At 66.2% G+C, this 16,174-nt stretch carries 15 protein-coding genes; 6 read left to right on the plus strand and 9 right to left on the minus strand.

Annotated elements, in window-relative coordinates; all coding sequences use genetic code 11:
- Positions 1–725: 725 nt before the first annotated feature.
- The 8 genes from BZL41_RS12465 to gcl form a co-directional block, all read right to left on the minus strand.
- Positions 726–1,346, minus strand: a complete 621-nt coding sequence (locus tag BZL41_RS12465; RefSeq protein WP_095599595.1) for a hypothetical protein — start codon at positions 1,344–1,346, stop codon at positions 726–728.
- Positions 1,333–2,166, minus strand: a complete 834-nt coding sequence (locus BZL41_RS12470; RefSeq protein WP_095599596.1) for an ion transporter — start codon at positions 2,164–2,166, stop codon at positions 1,333–1,335. The genes BZL41_RS12465 and BZL41_RS12470 overlap by 14 nt, the downstream gene beginning before the upstream one ends.
- 57 nt (positions 2,167–2,223) lie before the next feature.
- Entirely contained in the window at positions 2,224–3,141 is a 918-nt protein-coding gene (locus BZL41_RS12475; RefSeq protein ID WP_095599597.1) for an urea transporter, read from the minus strand.
- A gap of 186 nt (positions 3,142–3,327) precedes the next feature.
- On the minus strand, positions 3,328–4,749 hold the full coding sequence (gene pyk / locus BZL41_RS12480) for a pyruvate kinase (protein WP_095599598.1): 1,422 nt from the start codon (positions 4,747–4,749) through the stop codon (positions 3,328–3,330).
- On the minus strand, positions 4,746–6,017 hold the full coding sequence (locus BZL41_RS12485) for a glycerate kinase (RefSeq protein WP_095599599.1): 1,272 nt from the start codon (positions 6,015–6,017) through the stop codon (positions 4,746–4,748). The genes pyk and BZL41_RS12485 overlap by 4 nt, the downstream gene beginning before the upstream one ends.
- A gap of 593 nt (positions 6,018–6,610) precedes the next feature.
- The gene (locus BZL41_RS12490) at positions 6,611–7,501 is read right to left on the minus strand and encodes a 2-hydroxy-3-oxopropionate reductase (RefSeq protein ID WP_095599600.1); all 891 of its coding nucleotides are present in this window, start codon (positions 7,499–7,501) and stop codon (positions 6,611–6,613) included.
- A 13-nt stretch (positions 7,502–7,514) separates the two neighbouring features.
- The gene (gene hyi / locus BZL41_RS12495) at positions 7,515–8,297 is read right to left on the minus strand and encodes a hydroxypyruvate isomerase (protein ID WP_095599601.1); all 783 of its coding nucleotides are present in this window, start codon (positions 8,295–8,297) and stop codon (positions 7,515–7,517) included.
- Between the two features lie 172 nt (positions 8,298–8,469).
- Positions 8,470–10,245 carry a glyoxylate carboligase gene (gcl, locus tag BZL41_RS12500; RefSeq protein WP_095599602.1) on the minus strand — a complete coding sequence of 592 codons (1,776 nt, stop codon included), beginning with the start codon at positions 10,243–10,245 and terminating at the stop codon, positions 8,470–8,472.
- 303 nt (positions 10,246–10,548) lie between these two features.
- Here gcl and BZL41_RS12505 point away from each other — a divergent pair, with 303 nt between their 5' ends.
- Both BZL41_RS12505 and BZL41_RS12510 read left to right on the plus strand, forming a co-directional pair.
- Positions 10,549–10,989 (plus strand): heme-binding protein, encoded by a 441-nt coding sequence (locus BZL41_RS12505; RefSeq protein WP_095599603.1) that lies wholly within the window; start codon positions 10,549–10,551, stop codon positions 10,987–10,989.
- Positions 10,990–11,137: 148 nt separating this feature from the next.
- Positions 11,138–12,067, plus strand: coding sequence for a hypothetical protein (locus tag BZL41_RS12510; RefSeq protein ID WP_095599604.1), 930 nt, complete (start codon positions 11,138–11,140; stop codon positions 12,065–12,067).
- Between the two features lie 278 nt (positions 12,068–12,345).
- Here the strand turns inward: BZL41_RS12510 and BZL41_RS12515 are convergent, their stop codons facing one another.
- Positions 12,346–13,242 (minus strand): LysR substrate-binding domain-containing protein, encoded by an 897-nt coding sequence (locus BZL41_RS12515; RefSeq protein WP_095599605.1) that lies wholly within the window; start codon positions 13,240–13,242, stop codon positions 12,346–12,348.
- A 128-nt stretch (positions 13,243–13,370) separates the two neighbouring features.
- On the opposite strand from BZL41_RS12515, the gene BZL41_RS12520 reads away from it, so the two are divergent.
- The 4 genes from BZL41_RS12520 to BZL41_RS12535 all read left to right on the plus strand — a co-directional run bounded on the left by BZL41_RS12520 (position 13,371) and on the right by BZL41_RS12535 (position 15,955).
- Complete coding sequence (locus tag BZL41_RS12520; protein ID WP_095599606.1) at positions 13,371–14,009, plus strand: FMN-dependent NADH-azoreductase; 639 nt, start codon at positions 13,371–13,373, stop codon at positions 14,007–14,009.
- Between the two features lie 11 nt (positions 14,010–14,020).
- Positions 14,021–14,326 (plus strand): multidrug efflux SMR transporter, encoded by a 306-nt coding sequence (locus BZL41_RS12525; protein ID WP_084336471.1) that lies wholly within the window; start codon positions 14,021–14,023, stop codon positions 14,324–14,326.
- A 227-nt stretch (positions 14,327–14,553) separates the two neighbouring features.
- Positions 14,554–15,096 carry an alpha/beta hydrolase gene (locus tag BZL41_RS12530; RefSeq protein ID WP_095599607.1) on the plus strand — a complete coding sequence of 181 codons (543 nt, stop codon included), beginning with the start codon at positions 14,554–14,556 and terminating at the stop codon, positions 15,094–15,096.
- Positions 15,089–15,955 (plus strand): aldo/keto reductase family oxidoreductase, encoded by an 867-nt coding sequence (locus BZL41_RS12535; protein ID WP_095599608.1) that lies wholly within the window; start codon positions 15,089–15,091, stop codon positions 15,953–15,955. The genes BZL41_RS12530 and BZL41_RS12535 overlap by 8 nt, the downstream gene beginning before the upstream one ends.
- Positions 15,956–16,174: the final 219 nt, after the last annotated feature.

The raw sequence follows: 16,174 nt of genomic DNA on the forward strand, positions 1-16,174 counted from the left end.
AGGAGCCAGCTTGCTGGCGAAGCTTTTGTGTGTACCCCTTCGCGAGCAAGCTCGCTCCTACAAAAAAGGCCCGCGTCCGGGCTTGGGTGTGGTGTGGGGGGGAATTCATTCGCGAGGCGTTGCTTCTTTTTTTCGCGAATGAATTCGCTCCCACTGGAAGAAGGCTTGTAGCCCGGATAAGCGCAGCGCAATCCGGGTTCGTTGTGGGAGGGTGTCGAAGGATCGTACGACGCACCATGACGCGGACTGCGGCGAAAGCGTGATCCGTTCGTGAACGCTGACGATGCCAAGCCAGACCGCGCTTGTCCTTCGTCTTTCGCCGACCTATCCTGCGCCGGCCACGGTCAATCCCGTGGCCGGGTTTGACGGCCCGCCAGTAGACGCGATCGCGCCTCTTTGCGCATGCGAAGGCTCTTTGAGCCTTTGCAGGCTGCGGCGCACCTGCTGCTTTTGGTTGGTAACGTTTTATGGCAGATCGCGTGGGGAGACCTTCGGGTCTGCCGGTGCCTACTGCCGGTCCGTCAACCCTGCGCGTTCTGCCACCCTTGTTTGACGGCTCGGGTGGTGGTTTTCAATCACAGTAGGAGCCTCACCATGGACGAAGCCTTAACCCCTCTCACCTTCCTTGGTTCAGGGCCGAAGGAGACGTGGCCGGACAGGGGAGGTGGCGGCGCTGGCTGAGGTAGCGGCTGTCCTGGCGCCACGGTAGCGGCTGCGGCGCGTTTTCACCCTTCCAACCGCTCCAGCGCCTCGGCCAGATTCTCCCGTGCCCGCTGCTCCCAGCGCTCCGCCAGCGGCGCGTGCTGGTAGAGGCGGGGAAGGTCCAGCAGGTGGCGGAGTATCTTGCCGCGTCCGGCCTTGAACAGCGGTTCCGGGACCCAGGCGTATTCGGCGCGGATGGCGCGTTCGTAGTCGGCGTAGGTGGCGGGCGGGGTGGCGAGGATGCTGAGGTCGATGTCCACCACCAGCGCGGCATCGTTGTCTTCGGGGATGTCCTGATGACGGGTGGCGAGGATCAACTGGCGCAGCGGCTCGACGTGTTGGTCGAGGCCGACATCGCGGAGCCAGGCGGCGGTACGTTCGGCGCTGGCGGCTTCGTTGTCCTGGCGGCGGGTGTCGTAGATCAGGTCGTGGGTCCAGAGCGCCAGTTCCACTTGGTCGGGGTACCCGGCCAGGTGCCTCCAAGTGTCGAAATGGCCCAGGCAGGCGGCGATGTGTTCGTCGCTATGGTAGTGGCGCTGCGGTTCGCCGTAGGCCGCCTCCAGTTCGGCGAAGCTGCCGGCCGGGGCGCTGCCGCCGAGGCGTTGCCAGAGGGTGCCCCAGCGCGCCGGATCAAGCCTGCTCATCGCGTTGCTCCGGGTACAGCGGGTTGCCGCAGCGACTGCAGAACGCCGCGTGAATTTCGTGGTGCGCCTTGTGGCAGCGCGGGCAGGAGTGGTCCAGGGATTCGCTGCGCATGGCATTGGCCAGCTCGGCGGTGAAGATGCCGGTGGGCACGGCGATGATGGAGTAGCCGGTGATCATCACCAGGGTCGCCATGGCTTGGCCGAAGGCGGTTTTCGGGGTGATGTCGCCGAAGCCGACGGTGGTCAGGGTCACCACCGCCCAGTAGATGCTCTTCGGAATGCTGGTGAAGCCGTTCGCCGGGCCTTCGACCACGTACATGACGGTGCCGAAGACGATCACCAGGGTGGTCACGCTGAGCAGGAACACGGTGATCTTCTGCCGGCTGCCGCGCAGGGCGGTAATCAGGAAGTTGGCCTGGCTCAGGTAGGGCGTGAGCTTGAGCACCCGGAAGATGCGCAGCATGCGGATCACCCGCACGATCATCAGGTACTGCGCCTCGGGGAACAGCAAGGCGATGAACGCCGGCAGCACGGCGAGCAGGTCGATCAGCCCGTAGAAGCTGAAGATGTAGCGCCAGGGGCGTGGGCTGGCATAGACGCGCAAGGCGTATTCGACGGCGAACAGCGCGGTGAAGCACCACTCCAGCGCCATGAACAGGTCGCCGTAGTTCCGGTGGTGGCGCTCCACGCTGTCGAACATCACCACCACCAGGCTGGTGAAGATGATGCCCAGCAGCCAGGTGTCGAAGCGGCGGCCGGCGGGGGTATCGGTCTGGAAGATGATGACGTAGAGGCGTTCGCGAAGTGTCTGCGGCTGCATCGGTGGCTCCTTGCGTTGGCCGAACCTTAGCAGAGCCGGAGGCGGGCGGGCAGCGGTTCAGCGCCGGCCGGGGTGCCAGGTGGCGGCGCCTTGCCTGAACACGCGCTGCCCGGCGTACACCAGCCAGCAGGCGAGAATGAACGGCATGGTCAGCGCCGGCAGGCCGAGGGCGGCGAAGCCGGGTTGCAGGAGCAGGGCGAGCAACAGGCCGATGGCCGGTGCCCAGGACGCGCGGTGGGTCTGGCCGAGGGCGATGGCGGCCAGAGCGGCGTTGTAGCCGTGCAGGCCGAGCAGGGCGTTTTGCGCCTGCCAGCCCTGGAGCAGGGCTAGCGCCAAGCCGAACGTCGAACCCAGCACGGCCCAGAGGGCGGCGCGGCGGTCGGCAATCAGCAGGCTGGCGAACAGGCAGAGGCCGGCCAGCGGGTGATCGAGGAACACCACTTGGCCCAGGCCCCGCGCCAGGGCTCCGAGGCCGTTCGGCCAGTCGAGGGGGAGCGGCGCGGCCGGAAGCGTTTCGCGCGGCGCCAGTTCCAACGGCCCGGCCAGTGCGAGCAGCAGCCAGCCGAGCAGGACGAAGGGCAAGGTGAAGGCCGGCAGCCACTGCCGTTCTCGCATGGCGCGCAGCAGGTAATGTACCGCGAGGCTCGACAGCCCGGCGGCGCAGACGATCAGCAGCGGCAGTAAGGGGCTCCAGGCGAAGCTCAGGCTGGTCAGCAGGCCGAGCAGGATGCCGTTGTAACCGTACAGGCCGGCGTCGATGTCGTCCCGGTCATAACCGCGCCGCCAGGCCACCAGGGTCCCCGCCAATCCCCCGAGCAAGGCGCCGCCGAGCAGGTCCGGCGCCCATAGGGCGATGGCCAGCACGCAGAGCAGGCCGCAGCCGGGATGGGCCTGGAGGAAGATCTGTGCGAAGCCGTTGAGCAGGGGCTTGGAGAGTGGGGGGAGGTGGGTGAGGGGGGACGTGAGCGGCGGCATCGGTGGTGTGGGCGAGGTGGGTGGAATGGGGGGTGTATTCGTCCGGTTGGGCATTGGGCGAATGAGTTCGTCCCTACGGGTACCCGGATTGGCGTTTCCGTGTGGGAGCGAATTCATTCGCGAATACCGGCGTGACAGTTATCGCAAATGAATTCGCTCCCACAGATTTTCCGCTCACCCCTCACCCTACCCCTGAACCACCCGCTCGATCCGCAGGTTGTTGGTGGTCCCCGGCTGGCCGAAGGGGACGCCGGCGGTGATGACCACGGTGTCGCCCGGTTGCGCCATGTGCTCGGACTTGGCCAGTTCCAGGGCGTTGCGGCAGACCTCGTCCATTTCGTTCAGCCGCGGGTTGACCACCGAGTACACGCCCCAGGCCACGGTCAGGCGGCGGGCGGTGCGCAGGTAGGGGGTCAGGCTGAGGATCGGTGCGCTCGGGCGTTCGCGCGAGGCGCGCAGGCTGGAGCTGCCGGACTCGGTGTAGTTGACCAGCACCGCCACCGGCAGGATGCCGCTGATCCGGCGAATGGCGCAGCTGATGGCGTCCGATACCGTGGCTTCGGCCTGCGGGCGGTTGGCGTCGAGCTGGGCCTGGAAGTCCGGGCCGCTTTCCACTTGGCGGATGATCTTGCTCATCATGCTCACGGCTTCCAGCGGGTAGTCGCCGGAGGCGGTCTCGGCGGAGAGCATCACCGCGTCGGCGCCTTCCGCCACGGCGTTGGCCACATCGGTGACTTCGGCGCGGGTCGGTGCCGGGGAGAAGCGCATGGACTCCAGCATCTGGGTCGCGACCACCACCGGGCGGCCGAGCTGGCGGCAGGTGCGCACGATCTGCTTCTGGATACGCGGCACGTTCTCCGCCGGCACTTCCACGCCCAGGTCGCCGCGCGCGACCATGATGGCGTCGGCCAGGCGGGCGATGTCCTCGATTTGCTGCACCGCTGAGGGCTTCTCGATCTTGGCCATGATGAAGGCGCGCTCGCCGATCAGTTCGCGGGCTTCGAGGATGTCCTGTGCACGCTGGACGAACGACAGCGCCACCCAGTCCACGCCCAGCTCCAGGCCGAAGGCGAGGTCGCGGCGGTCCTTCTCGGTGAGCGGGCTGAGGTCGAGCACCGCTTCCGGCACGTTGACGCCCTTGCGGTCGGATAGCTCGCCACCCACCACCACTTCGGTGTCGATGGCGTCGGCGTGTTTGGCGACGACCCGCAGACGCAGGCGGCCGTCGTCCAGCAGCAGGCTCATGCCCGGTTGCAGGGCGGCGATGATTTCCGGGTGCGGCAGGTTGACCCGCCGGCTATCGCCCGGCGTGCCGTCGAGGTCGAGGCGGAGGCTTTGGCCGCGTATCAACTGTATCTTGCCTTCGGCGAAGCGGCCGACGCGCAGCTTCGGGCCCTGCAGGTCCATGAGGATGCCGATGGGGTGGCCGAGCTGGCGCTCCACTTCGCGTACCCACTGGTAGCGCTGGGCGTGGTCGGCGTGTTCGCCGTGGCTGAAGTTGAGGCGGAACAGGTTGACCCCGGCCTCCACCAGTTGACGGATGTCGTCGATGCCGTGGATGGCGGGCCCCAGCGTGGCGAGGATCTTTACTTTCTTATCGGGTGTCATTTGGCAGGTTTCTCGATCAGGATCGCGCGGAAATCGTTGACGTTGGTGCGGGTCGGGCCGGTGACGATCAGGCTGTCCAGGGCGGCGAAGTAGCCGTAGCCGTCGTTGTTTTCCAGTTCGTCGCGGGCGTTGAGGCCGAGCTGTGCGGCGCGGGCGTAGCTGTCCGGGGTCATCAGCGCGCCGGCGTTGTCTTCCGAGCCGTCGATGCCGTCGGTATCGCCAGCCAGGGCGTAGACGCCGGGCAGGCCCTTGAGGCTCTCGGTGAGGCTGAGGAGGAACTCCGCGTTGCGCCCGCCACGGCCGTTGCCGCGCACGGTGACGGTGGTCTCGCCGCCGGAAAGGATCACGCAGGGCGGCTGGATCGGCTGGCCGTACTGGACGATCTGCCGGGCGATGCCGGCATGCACCTTGGCCACCTCGCGGGATTCGCCTTCCAGGTCGCCGAGGATCAGCGGCGTGTAGCCGGCGGCGCGGGCGCGTTCGGCGGCGGCGTCGAGGGACTGCTGCGGGCGGGCGATGAGCTGGAAGTGGCTGCGCGACAGCACTGGGTCGCCGGGCTTGACCGTCTCCGAGCGCGGGTCCTGCAGCCAGGCGCGCACGTGGGCGGGGATGTCGATGCCGTAGCGGGCGAGGATCGCCAGCGCCTCGGCGGATGTGGTGGGGTCGGCCACGGTGGGGCCGGAAGCGATCACCGTGGCCTCGTCGCCGGGCACGTCGGAGATGGCGTAGGTGTAGACGCTGGCCGGCCAGCAGGCTTTGGCCAGGCGCCCGCCCTTGATCGCCGAGAGGTGCTTGCGCACGCAGTTCATCTCGCCGATGGTGGCGCCGGAGCGCAGCAGGGCCTTGTTGATCGCCTGCTTGTCCTGGAGGCTGATGCCTTCGGCCGGCAGGGCGAGCAGGGAAGAGCCGCCGCCGGAGAGCAGGAAGATCACCCGGTCGCTTTCCGACAGGCCGCTGACCATCTCCAGCACGCGACGGGCGACGCGCTCGCCGGCGTCGTCCGGCACCGGGTGGGCGGCTTCCACCACTTCGATCTTCCGGCAGTCGGCGCCGTGTTCGTAGCGGGTCACCACTAGCCCGGAAATCTCGCCTTGCCAAGCCTTCTCGATGGCCTCGGCCATGGCCGCCGCGGCCTTGCCGGCGCCGATGACGATGGCCCGTCCGCTGCGGTCCGCCGGCAGATGGTCGGCCAGGACCTGACGCGGATGGGCGGCATCGATGGCACTGGCGAAGAGATCGCGCAGAAGGGCTTGCGGGGCGGTGGTCATCGGAGGGCTCCTTATTGGTGAGGGGGAAGAGCGGGAGGGGTGAGGGGCCGGTGCTCACCTCGGGTCTGTGCCCCGCTCTTCTGACCCATACTACGGTCCTCTTTGGGACCGGATGCAATCCTCAGCGCTCCCGAGGCGAGCGCTGAGGATTGAAGCCGGTAGGATCGACCCACCCGGCAGACGGGCCGTGTCACCGCCTGCCGGGAGGTCGAATAGGTGGGGGAGGGGCTGACTCCGAGAGGGGCCTGGGTTTGGGTACGCTCTTGCCTCCTCACCCCTGACTCCTCACGCCTCCCTTCCTCATTTGATCGTTCCCACGCTCCGCGTGGGAATGCAGCCGGTGACGCTCCGCGTCACGACCATGGACGCCGGAGCGTCCCTGGTGATTGTTGGATGTAAAGACTCCGCGAGGGGGCAATGCACCGCCCCCTCACCCTAGCCCTCGGCTTTCGCTGATCGTTCCCACGCCCTGCGTGGGAATGCAGCCGGTGACGCTCCGCGTCACGATCACGGACGCCGGAGTATCCCTGGTGATCAACTCTGTGTGGGACGAGAGTGCTCTTACCCCTCACTCTCCATCCCTCACTTTCTCCTCACTCCTCCCGAATCGAGAAGTTGGCCATGTGCTCCAACCCCTTGATCAGCGCCGAGTGGTCCCAGTTGCTGCCGCCGAGGGCCGCGCAGGTGCTGAACACTTGCTGGGCGATGGCAGTGTTGGGCAGGTTCAGGCCGAGTTCGCGGGCGCCGGAGAGGGCCAGGTTGAGGTCCTTCTGGTGCAGGCTGATGCGGAAGCCCGGGTCGAAGGTGCCCTTGATCATGCGCTCGCCATGCACTTCGAGAATCTTCGAGCCGGCGAAGCCGCCCATCAGCGCTTCGCGAACCTTGGCCGGGTCGGCGCCGTTGCGTGCGGCGAACAGCAGGGCTTCGGCCACCGCCTGGATGTTCAGGGCGACGATGATCTGGTTGGCCACCTTGGCGGTCTGGCCGTCGCCGTTGCCGCCGACGCGGGTGATGTTCTTGCCCATCGCCTGGAACAGCGGCAGGGCGCGCTCGAAGGCGTTCGGGCAGCCGCCGACCATGATCGACAGGGTCGCCGCCTTGGCGCCCACTTCACCGCCAGACACCGGGGCGTCCAGGTAGGCGGCGCCGGTGGCCTTGATCTTCTCGGCGAAGGCCTTGGTGGCGCTCGGGGAGATGGAACTCATGTCGATCACCACCTTGCCGGCGCCGACGCCCGCGGCCACGCCGTCGGCGCGGAACAGCACGTCCTCGACCTGCGGGGTGTCCGGCACCATGACGATGATGAACTCGGCTTCCTGGGCCACTTCCTTCGGATTGGCCAGGGCGATGCCGTTGTCGCCGACCAGCTCGGCCGCGGCCTTGTCGAAGTGCTCGGAGAAGAACAGGGTGTGGCCGGCCTTCTGCAGGTTCTGCGCCATGGGTTTGCCCATGATGCCGGTGCCGATGAATCCGATTTTTGCCATGAGATGAGTCTCCTCAGATTGCGTTATGCGCCTTCATCCAGCCGAGGCCGGCAGCGGTGGTGGTTGCCGGCTTGTATTCACAGCCGACCCAGCCCTGGTAGCCGATGCGGTCCAGGTGTTCGAAGAGGAAGTGGTAGTTGATCTCGCCGGTGCCCGGTTCGTGGCGGCCGGGGTTGTCGGCGAGCTGCACGTGGTTGATCGCGACGAGCTGGTCGGCCAGGGTCCGGGCCAGGTCACCTTCCATGATCTGCATGTGGTAGATGTCGTATTGCAGGTACAGGTTGACGCTGCCGACCTTCTCGCGGATGTCCAGCGCCTGCCGGGTGTTGTTCAGGTAGAAGCCGGGAATGTCGCGGGTATTGATGGCTTCCATGACCAGGTGGATGCCGGCGGCCTCGAGCTTTTCGGCGGCGTATTTCAGGTTGTCGACGAAGGTTTTCTCGATGATTGCGCAGTCGTAGCCCTGCGGACGGATGCCGGCCAGGCAGTTGATCTGCCTGTTGCCCAGCACCTTGGCATAGGCGATGGCCGTGTCCACGCCGGCGCGGAACTCCTCCACGCGGTCCGGGTGGCAGGCGATGCCGCGCTCGCCCTTGGCCCAGTCGCCGGCTGGCAGGTTGAACAGCACCTGCTCCAGGCGATTGGCGTCCAGGCGGGCCTTGAGTTCTTCGGCCGGGTAATCGTAGGGGAACAGGTATTCCACACCGCCGAAACCGGCGTCGGCAGCGGCGGCGAAACGGTCCAGGAAGTCCACTTCGGTGAACAGCATGGACAGGTTGGCGGCAAAACGGGGCATGGCATTTACCTCTGTCATTGGTGTGGGAACGCGGCGTCGCTCCCTCTCCCTGACCCTTTCCCATGAATGGGAGAGGGGACTGGTTCGATGTGGCGGCAGGCGATGTGCCTGCTTTTCGCTCCCCTCTCCCGTTTAAGGGCGAGGGGCCGGGGGAGAGGGGCTTTGGCTTTTCTCAATCCAGCAGCGAGATCGCCGTCGGCGCATCCGCGCCGCGCTGGGCCAGTTCCTCGAACTCGTTGACCGCGTTGATCTCGGTGCCCATGGAGATGTTGGTGACCCGCTCCAGGATGACCTCGACCACCACCGGCACGCGGTGTTCTTCCATCAGGCGCTTGGCCTGGGCGAAGGCGTTCTGCAGCTCGTTCGGGTCGAGCACGCGGATCGCCTTGCAGCCGAGGCCTTCCACCACGGCGACGTGGTCGACGCCGTAGCCGTTGATCTCCGGCGCGTTGATGTTTTCGAAGGACAGCTGCACGCAGTAATCCATCTCGAAGCCGCGCTGGGCCTGGCGGATCAGGCCGAGGTAGGAGTTGTTCACCAGCACGTGGATGTACGGCAGGTGGAACTGCGCGCCCACCGCCAGTTCTTCGATCATGAACTGGAAGTCGTAGTCGCCGGACAGCGCCACCACCTTGCGCTGCGGGTCGGCCTTGACCACGCCGAGGGCCGCCGGGACGGTCCAGCCGAGCGGACCGGCCTGGCCGCAGTTGATCCAGTGGCGCGGCTTGTAGACGTGGAGGAACTGCGCGCCGGCAATCTGCGACAGGCCGATGGTGCTGACGTAGCAGGTGTCCTTGCCGAACGCCTCGTTCATTTCCTCGTACACGCGCTGCGGCTTCACCGGCACGTTGTCGAAGTGGGTCTTGCGCTGCAGGGTGCGCTTGCGTTCGCGGCAGGCTTCGACCCAGGCGCTGCGGTCCTTCAGCTTGCCGGCGGCCTGCCATTCGCGGGCCACGGCGATGAAGGCGTCCAGCGCGGCGCCGGCGTCGGAGACGATGCCCAGGTCCGGATTGAACACGCGGCCGATCTGGGTCGGTTCGATGTCCACGTGGATGAACCGGCGGCCCTGGGTGTAGACCTCGACGGTACCGGTGTGGCGGTTCGCCCAACGGTTGCCGATGCCGAACACCAGATCGGATTCCAGCAGGGTGGCGTTGCCGTAGCGGTGCGAGGTCTGCAGGCCGACCATGCCGGCCATCAGGCGGTGGTCGTCGGGGATGCTGCCCCAGCCCATCAGGGTCGGGATGACCGGCACGCCGGTGATTTCGGCGAACGCCACCAGCTTGTCCGAGGCGTCGGCGTTGATGATGCCGCCGCCGGCGACGATCAACGGGCGTTCGGCCGCATTCAGCATGGCCAGGGCTTTCTCGGCCTGGGCGCGGGTGGCGGCCGGCTTGACCAGCGGCAGCGGCTCGTAGGCGTCGATGTCGAACTCGATCTCGGCCATTTGCACGTCGAACGGCAAGTCGATCAGCACCGGGCCGGGACGGCCGCTGCGCATCTCGTAGAAGGCCTTCTGGAAGGCATAGGGTACCTGGCCCGGCTCCAGTACGGTGGTGGCCCACTTGGTCACCGGCTTGACGATGCTGGTGATATCCACGGCCTGGAAGTCTTCCTTGTGCAGACGGGCGCGCGGCGCCTGGCCGGTGATGCAGAGGATCGGGATGGAGTCGGCGGAGGCCGAGTACAGGCCGGTGACCATGTCGGTGCCGGCCGGACCGGAGGTGCCGATGCACACGCCGATGTTGCCGGCCTTGGTGCGGGTGTAGCCCTCGGCCATGTGCGAGGCGCCTTCGACGTGGCGGGCCAGGACATGGTCGATGCCGCCGACTTTCTTCAGCGCGGCATACAGCGGGTTGATGGCGGCGCCGGGAATACCGAACGCGGTATCGATGCCTTCGCGACGCATCACCAGGACGGCTGCCTCGATTGCTCTCATTCTGGCCATTTTGTTGTGCCTCTTTTGTTCTGAAATTGTATACAAAACTGATGTGAGCCGATTCTATTCATGGCTTGACTGTAAGGTCAATCGCTTTTCTTGGATTTGTTGTGCACTGGCTAAAGCCTGTTGAAACGTGCGTTTTAACCACTTTATAGATCGATGACTTTATTTTTGTATACAAAAACTATAATTTTTGTGTGTTTTTGTTGATTTTTATGTGTTCGGTGGGATAGTGGAAGACGTTTTTCGGACAGGCACCCATTCGCCATCGGGTGCGTTCACCGGCTTATCACGATGAGGACCGCCACCATGCAAACCCTGACTTTGGAAACTGCCCTGACCATCGCCAACCGCGCCCTGGCGATAGGCCGGGAACGGCGTACCGCGCCGCTGACCGTCGCCGTGCTGGATGCCGGCGGGCACCTGATCGCCCTGCAGCGCGAGGACGGCTCCAGCCTGCTGCGCCCGCAGATCGCCATCGGCAAGGCCTGGGGCGCCGTCGCCCTGGGCAAGGGCTCGCGGCTGATCGCCAACGATGCCCAGCAGCGCCCGGCGTTCATCGGCGCGGTGAACAACCTGGCGGATGGCAACCTCGTTCCAGCGCCCGGCGGTGTGCTGGTGCGTGCCAGCGGCGGCGAGGTGATCGGCGCCGTGGGCATCAGCGGCGACACCTCGGACATCGACGAACAATGTGCAGTGGGCGCGGTGGAGTCGGTGGGGCTGACGGCCGATGCCGGCACCGCTGCCTGAGCGCCCGGACGGCCGGCGGAACGATCGCCTGCCGTCCACCCGGCGCAAATAAATCCGCAGGGTCGTGACTCTGTGCGCTCGCGGCGGCTTCTACCCCAACAGGGGCCCGATGCCGTCGGGTCGATATCGACCTCAGCGAGAGCGTGCAATGAAAGGGCAGAACCACCTGCGCCTGGTGGCGCAGTACCAACAACACCGCCAGGTCATCCACGGGTTGATCGAGTCGATGATGACCAGCATCAGCAGCCCCCGGCTACTCGACGACTACCCGGCGCAACTCGAGGCGGTGCAACGGCTCAGCGAGGCCTACCCGTTCGTCGAACTGATCTACAGCCTGGACGGCAACGCCGTGCAGCGCATGGATTCGGCCTACGGACCCAACGTCAGCGAACGCAAGCGCCGCTCCTTCGGGCGCGGCGCGGATCGCAGCCACCGGCCCTACGTGCAGGTCTCGCGGGACTGCCCGAACCGGATCGTGGTCACCGATCCCTACCTCTCCTGCGCCACCCAGCAACTGGCGATTTCGGCGGTGCATCATTTCGTCGACGAGCAGGGCGTGGACCTCGGCTACCTGGTCATCAACATCAACCTGCAACGCCTGATCGCCTACCTGAACGGCGACGAGATGCGTTCGAAGGTGCATCCGTTTTTCCAGTTGGTCTACGGCGTGATCGGTGCGCTGCTGGTGGTGGTGTCGGTGTTGTTGCTGTATGCCTCCATCGAGGCGCTGGTCAAGGCGGTGAGCCAGTCCGGCAGCATCGCCACCCATGCCTTCGGCACGGTGATTCTGATCACTCTGGGCATGGCTATCTTCGACCTGGGCAAGACGATCATCGAAGAGGAGGTGCTGCTCAATAAGGACATCCACCACCACGACTCGACCCGGCGAACCATCACCCGCTTCATGTCGGCCATTGTCATCGCCGTCTCCATCGAGGCGCTGCTGCTGATGTTCAAGACCCTGCTGGGCGAGGGCTCGCAACAGATCGTCAGCGCGGTGTGGATGCTCCTTGCTGCTGTCGGCCTGCTCGGTGGGTTGGGGCTGTACCTCAAGCTCAGCCGCGAGCAGGAGGCGTAGGGGCGAATTCATTGGCCCGGCGCACCACCGCCGCTCCCGGTAGCCCGGATAAGCCTCGGCGCAATCCGGGGAGGCTTGGGTTGAACACCGAGTTGATCGGTTCGCCAGCAAGCTGGCTCCTACGGGTTGGGTGGTGGTTCTGGGCAGTCGTCCGGCTCGACTCCGCCGCCTCTCCCCAGAGGGGCGAGGCGGCGGTTCGAGTGGGCTCGCGTCCATCGTGTAGGGGCGAATTCATTCGCCCGCGGGGTTATCGCCGATCCTCGTAATTCCAACCTGTACTACGGCGCCCCCTTTGCCCCCACTTCCTGCCTCAACCAATCGAGGAACGCCTTCACCGGTGGGTGGCGTTCGCGGCCGGGGACGCAGAGAGCGGTGTAGCGCGCGCCGGGGACGGTGACGTCCGGGCGGTAGGGCACCAGCAGGCCAGCAGCGAGGCTCTCCGAAACCAGGATGGAACTCGCCAGCACCACGCCCTGGCCACCAATGGCCGCCTGCAGCGCGTAGTACTCCTCGTCGTATTCGCGCTCGACGGCCCGCTGTTCCAGCCAGGGTTCTCCAGCGGCGGCGCACCAGGCTTTCCAGCTCAGGTCGTAGAGCTGCGAGTTGCGCCAGCGCACAGTGATGAGGGGCGGTGTGCGCTCGGCCAGCCCGGCCACCACGCCGGGCGCGCCGTAGACGGCGAAACACTCGTCCAGCAGGCATTGGCTGTGCAGCGAGGGGTAGTCGGTGAGGCCATAGCGCACCACCAGATCGACGCTGGCGTCCTGGTGCAGATCGAGCAGGGCGGTGCTGGTGTCCAGACGCAGGTTGATGCCCGGATGGGCGGCATAGAAGCGGCCGAGGCGGGGGATCAGCCAGAGCGCGGCAAAGGTCGGCGTGGTCGACACCGTCAGGCTGCCGGTGCTGGGTTGCGGGCGCAGCGCATCGACGGTCTGCGACACCTCCAGCAGCGCCCCATGCAGGCTGTGGAACAACCGCTCGCCGCAACTGGTCAGGCGCACGCAACGCGGCAGGCGTTCGAACAGCGGAATGCCCAGCCAGCTCTCCAGCGCCTTGATCTGGTGGGAGACCGCCGTGGGCGTGACGGCCAGTTCCTCGGCGGCGGCCTTGAAGCTCGACTGGCGGGCGGCGGATTCGAACGTGCGCAAGGCGGTCAGGGGCAGGTTGGCGAACATGATCGATAACTCGGCTGAAATGAATTCATCCTGGTGAACTAATCCTCAATTGTTCCTTTAGGGCAGCGTGGATAGCGTGGGGCTGTGTTTAGAGCCATCCGGCAACATTCCGAGCAAAGGAGCAAGCGATGAAAAGAATTCTGGCGTTACAGGCAAGTCCGCGCAATGAGCGTTCCCATTCCCGGCGACTGGCGGAGGCGTTTCTCCAGGCCAGCGTGGCGGAGCAGGGGGATGTCGAGGTGGTCCGTCGTGAAGTCGGCCAGGGCAACCTGCCGCATGTCAGCGAGGATTGGATCGCGGCGGCCTTCCACCCGGAGCCGGCCAACCGCCCCGCGCATTTGCAGGCGGCCCTGGCGTTGAGCGACGAGCTGGTGGACGAACTGTTCGCCGCCGACCGCCTGGTGATCGCCACGCCCATGTACAACTTCGGCATTCCCAGCGGGCTCAAGGCTTGGGTCGATCAGGTGATCCGCATCGGCCGCACGTTCGATTTCACGCCGGACGATCCGGCCAGCCAGTACAAGCCGAGGGTGCTGGGCAAGAAGGCACTGATTGTCACCACCCGTGGCGACCGCGGTTACGGACCGGGTGGGCCGAACGCCCATCTGAATCATGCCGATGACTACCTGCGCGTTGTGCTCGGCTTCATGGGTATTACCGATGTCACGGTGATTGCGGTGGAGAACGACGAGTTCGGTGGTCTGGCCTTCGCCGATTCGTACCGGGCTGCCGAGCAGGCCCTGGCGCAGTTAGCCCAGGTCTTCTGAGGAGATCGTCCATGGCCTGGGTGTTCCTGCTGGTCGCCGCCCTGTTCGAAATCGTCTTCGCCTTGAGCATGAAGTCCGCTCAAGGCTTCACCCGGCCGTGGCCCAGCCTGTTGGTGGTCGTGGCGGCGATTGCCGGGATTTACTTCCTCACCCTGTCCCTGCGCGAGTTGCCGGTGAGCGTGGCCTACCCGATCTGGACGGCGCTGGGCTCGCTCGGCACGGTGACCCTGGCGGTACTGCTGATGGGCGAGGCGTTAACGCTGGCCAAGGCGGTGTCGGTGGTGTTGATCGTTGCCGGGGTGGCGGGGCTGAAGTGAGGGCCTTTCCGGGCGAATGAGTCCGCCCCTGCAGGAGCAGCGGTTTTGCACGAGTGGCCTCCTCGCCCTCTGGAGAGGCGACGGCATGGATGCTGCTTTAAGCCACCTCAAACCGTAGGAGCCAGCTTGCTGGCGAACGATTTCCCTCACATCGCATCCCCACGGTTCCGACCTTCCCCTGCCTCTGGTAGAACATCGCTTCCCGTTCCACGAAAAGGCAGGCAGCGATGGGCGACAAGGTGTTGATCCTTCCGGGTTATGGCAACTCCGGTCCCGGGCACTGGCAAAGCCTCTGGCAAGCTGCGGGCCCAGCTTTCCAACGGGTCGAGCAGCGTGACTGGGAGCATCCGGTGTGTGCGGAGTGGGTCGCGGCGCTGGAGGAGGCGGTCGCCGAGGCCGGTGACGGTTGCGTGCTGGTGGCCCACAGCCTGGCATGCCTGCTAGTCGCGCACTGGGCGGTGCAGACCCGCCAGTCGGTGCGCGCGGCGCTGCTGGTGGCGGTGCCGGACCCCGGCGGCCCGGCGTTTCCCTCGGATGCCAGCGGCTTCGCACCAGTCCCTTTGATGCCGCTACCGTTCCCCAGCCTGGTGGTGGCGAGCCACGACGACCCCTACGGCTCACTCGATTTCTCCCGCGGCTGTGCCGACGCCTGGGGTAGCCGCTGGGTCGATATCGGCCCGGCGGGACACATCAATGGCGACAGCGGATTGGGCGACTGGCCGGAAGGCAAGCACCTGCTGGAATCCCTGACGGAGGCGGCACATGCCTGATTCCCCTGTGATCGAAGCACCGTTACTGCTCGGCATGATGCGCCTGACCGACTACCCCGAGCTGGCAGCGGCGCAAGACCTGCTCGGCTTCATCGAGCGTTGTGTGGAACATGGGCTGAATGCCTTCGACCATGCCGACATCTATGGCCTGGGCCAATGCGAGGCGCGCTTCGGCGAGGCCCTGCGGCTGAACCCGGCGCTGCGCCAGCGGCTGCAACTGATTGGCAAGGCGGACATCGTGCTGCGCCCGCAGGACATCTCGCGCTGGCAGGTGAAGCATTACAACAGCGCGGCGGATTATCTGGTCCGGGCGGTGGAGGCCTCGCTCGCGCGCCTGGGCGTCGAGAGGCTGGATGGCTTCCTGCTGCACCGGCCCGACCCGCTGATGCGGACGGAGGAGGTGGTGGGGGCGCTCGCCGGTCTGGTGGAGAGCGGCAAGGTGGGTTGGCTCGGGGTCTCCAATTTCGACCCTCTGCACTGGCAGGCGCTGGCCCGCGAACTGCCGCTGCGTTGCAACCAGATCGAGCTGTCCCTGACCGCGCAGGAGGCGGCCTGGGACGGGCATCTGCAGGCGATGCGGGCGGATGGGTTGCAGGTGCTGGCCTGGTCGCCGCTGGCGGGCGGGGCTTTTCCGGTGACCTTGCAAGAGGCGCTGGCGCGGGTCGGTGAAGCGCTTGGCGCCACCCCCAGCCAGGTGGCCCTGGCCTGGTTGCGCCGCTTGCCCGGACGCCCGCTGCCGATCCTCGGCAGCCTGCGCTGGCCGCGTATCGAAGAGGCCCTGGCAGGCAAGGACCTGGAATTGGACGCGCCGACCTGGTTCTACCTGGCGGAGATGGCGCGGGGGTATGAGGCGCCGTGAGGGGGCGCTGAGGATTGGTAGGAGGCTTCTGTGGATGATTTGGTGTAGCCGTCTGGCTTGACTCCGCCCCCTCACCCCGGCCCTCTCCCCAGAGGGGTGAGGAAGTTGTTCGTGTGGGGCACGTGGCTATCGTGCAGGGGCGAATTCATTCGCCCGGCGGAGTGCCGTCATATTCCTGTAGCCCGGATTAGCCTTGGCGCAATCCGGGGAAGGTGGCCT

The sequence above is a fragment of the Pseudomonas sp. PIC25 genome (assembly GCF_002286785.1).
Taxonomy (GTDB): Bacteria; Pseudomonadota; Gammaproteobacteria; order Pseudomonadales; family Pseudomonadaceae; genus Pseudomonas_M.

What these genes read in the sequence shown, in the direction of transcription:
- BZL41_RS12520 (WP_095599606.1), top strand. Translation starts at nt 13,371, where the DNA reads ATGAAAAGAATTCTGGCGTTACAGGCAAGTCCGCGCAATGAGCGTTCC.
- hyi (WP_095599601.1), bottom strand. Translation starts at nt 8,297, where the DNA reads ATGCCCCGTTTTGCCGCCAACCTGTCCATGCTGTTCACCGAAGTGGAC.
- BZL41_RS12505 (WP_095599603.1), top strand. Translation starts at nt 10,549, where the DNA reads ATGCAAACCCTGACTTTGGAAACTGCCCTGACCATCGCCAACCGCGCC.
- BZL41_RS12485 (WP_095599599.1), bottom strand. Translation starts at nt 6,017, where the DNA reads ATGACCACCGCCCCGCAAGCCCTTCTGCGCGATCTCTTCGCCAGTGCC.
- BZL41_RS12490 (WP_095599600.1), bottom strand. Translation starts at nt 7,501, where the DNA reads ATGGCAAAAATCGGATTCATCGGCACCGGCATCATGGGCAAACCCATG.
- BZL41_RS12530 (WP_095599607.1), top strand. Translation starts at nt 14,554, where the DNA reads ATGGGCGACAAGGTGTTGATCCTTCCGGGTTATGGCAACTCCGGTCCC.
- BZL41_RS12510 (WP_095599604.1), top strand. Translation starts at nt 11,138, where the DNA reads ATGAAAGGGCAGAACCACCTGCGCCTGGTGGCGCAGTACCAACAACAC.
- BZL41_RS12470 (WP_095599596.1), bottom strand. Translation starts at nt 2,166, where the DNA reads ATGCAGCCGCAGACACTTCGCGAACGCCTCTACGTCATCATCTTCCAG.
- BZL41_RS12475 (WP_095599597.1), bottom strand. Translation starts at nt 3,141, where the DNA reads ATGCCGCCGCTCACGTCCCCCCTCACCCACCTCCCCCCACTCTCCAAG.
- BZL41_RS12465 (WP_095599595.1), bottom strand. Translation starts at nt 1,346, where the DNA reads ATGAGCAGGCTTGATCCGGCGCGCTGGGGCACCCTCTGGCAACGCCTC.
- BZL41_RS12535 (WP_095599608.1), top strand. Translation starts at nt 15,089, where the DNA reads ATGCCTGATTCCCCTGTGATCGAAGCACCGTTACTGCTCGGCATGATG.
- BZL41_RS12515 (WP_095599605.1), bottom strand. Translation starts at nt 13,242, where the DNA reads ATGTTCGCCAACCTGCCCCTGACCGCCTTGCGCACGTTCGAATCCGCC.
- BZL41_RS12525 (WP_084336471.1), top strand. Translation starts at nt 14,021, where the DNA reads ATGGCCTGGGTGTTCCTGCTGGTCGCCGCCCTGTTCGAAATCGTCTTC.
- gcl (WP_095599602.1), bottom strand. Translation starts at nt 10,245, where the DNA reads ATGGCCAGAATGAGAGCAATCGAGGCAGCCGTCCTGGTGATGCGTCGC.
- pyk (WP_095599598.1), bottom strand. Translation starts at nt 4,749, where the DNA reads ATGACACCCGATAAGAAAGTAAAGATCCTCGCCACGCTGGGGCCCGCC.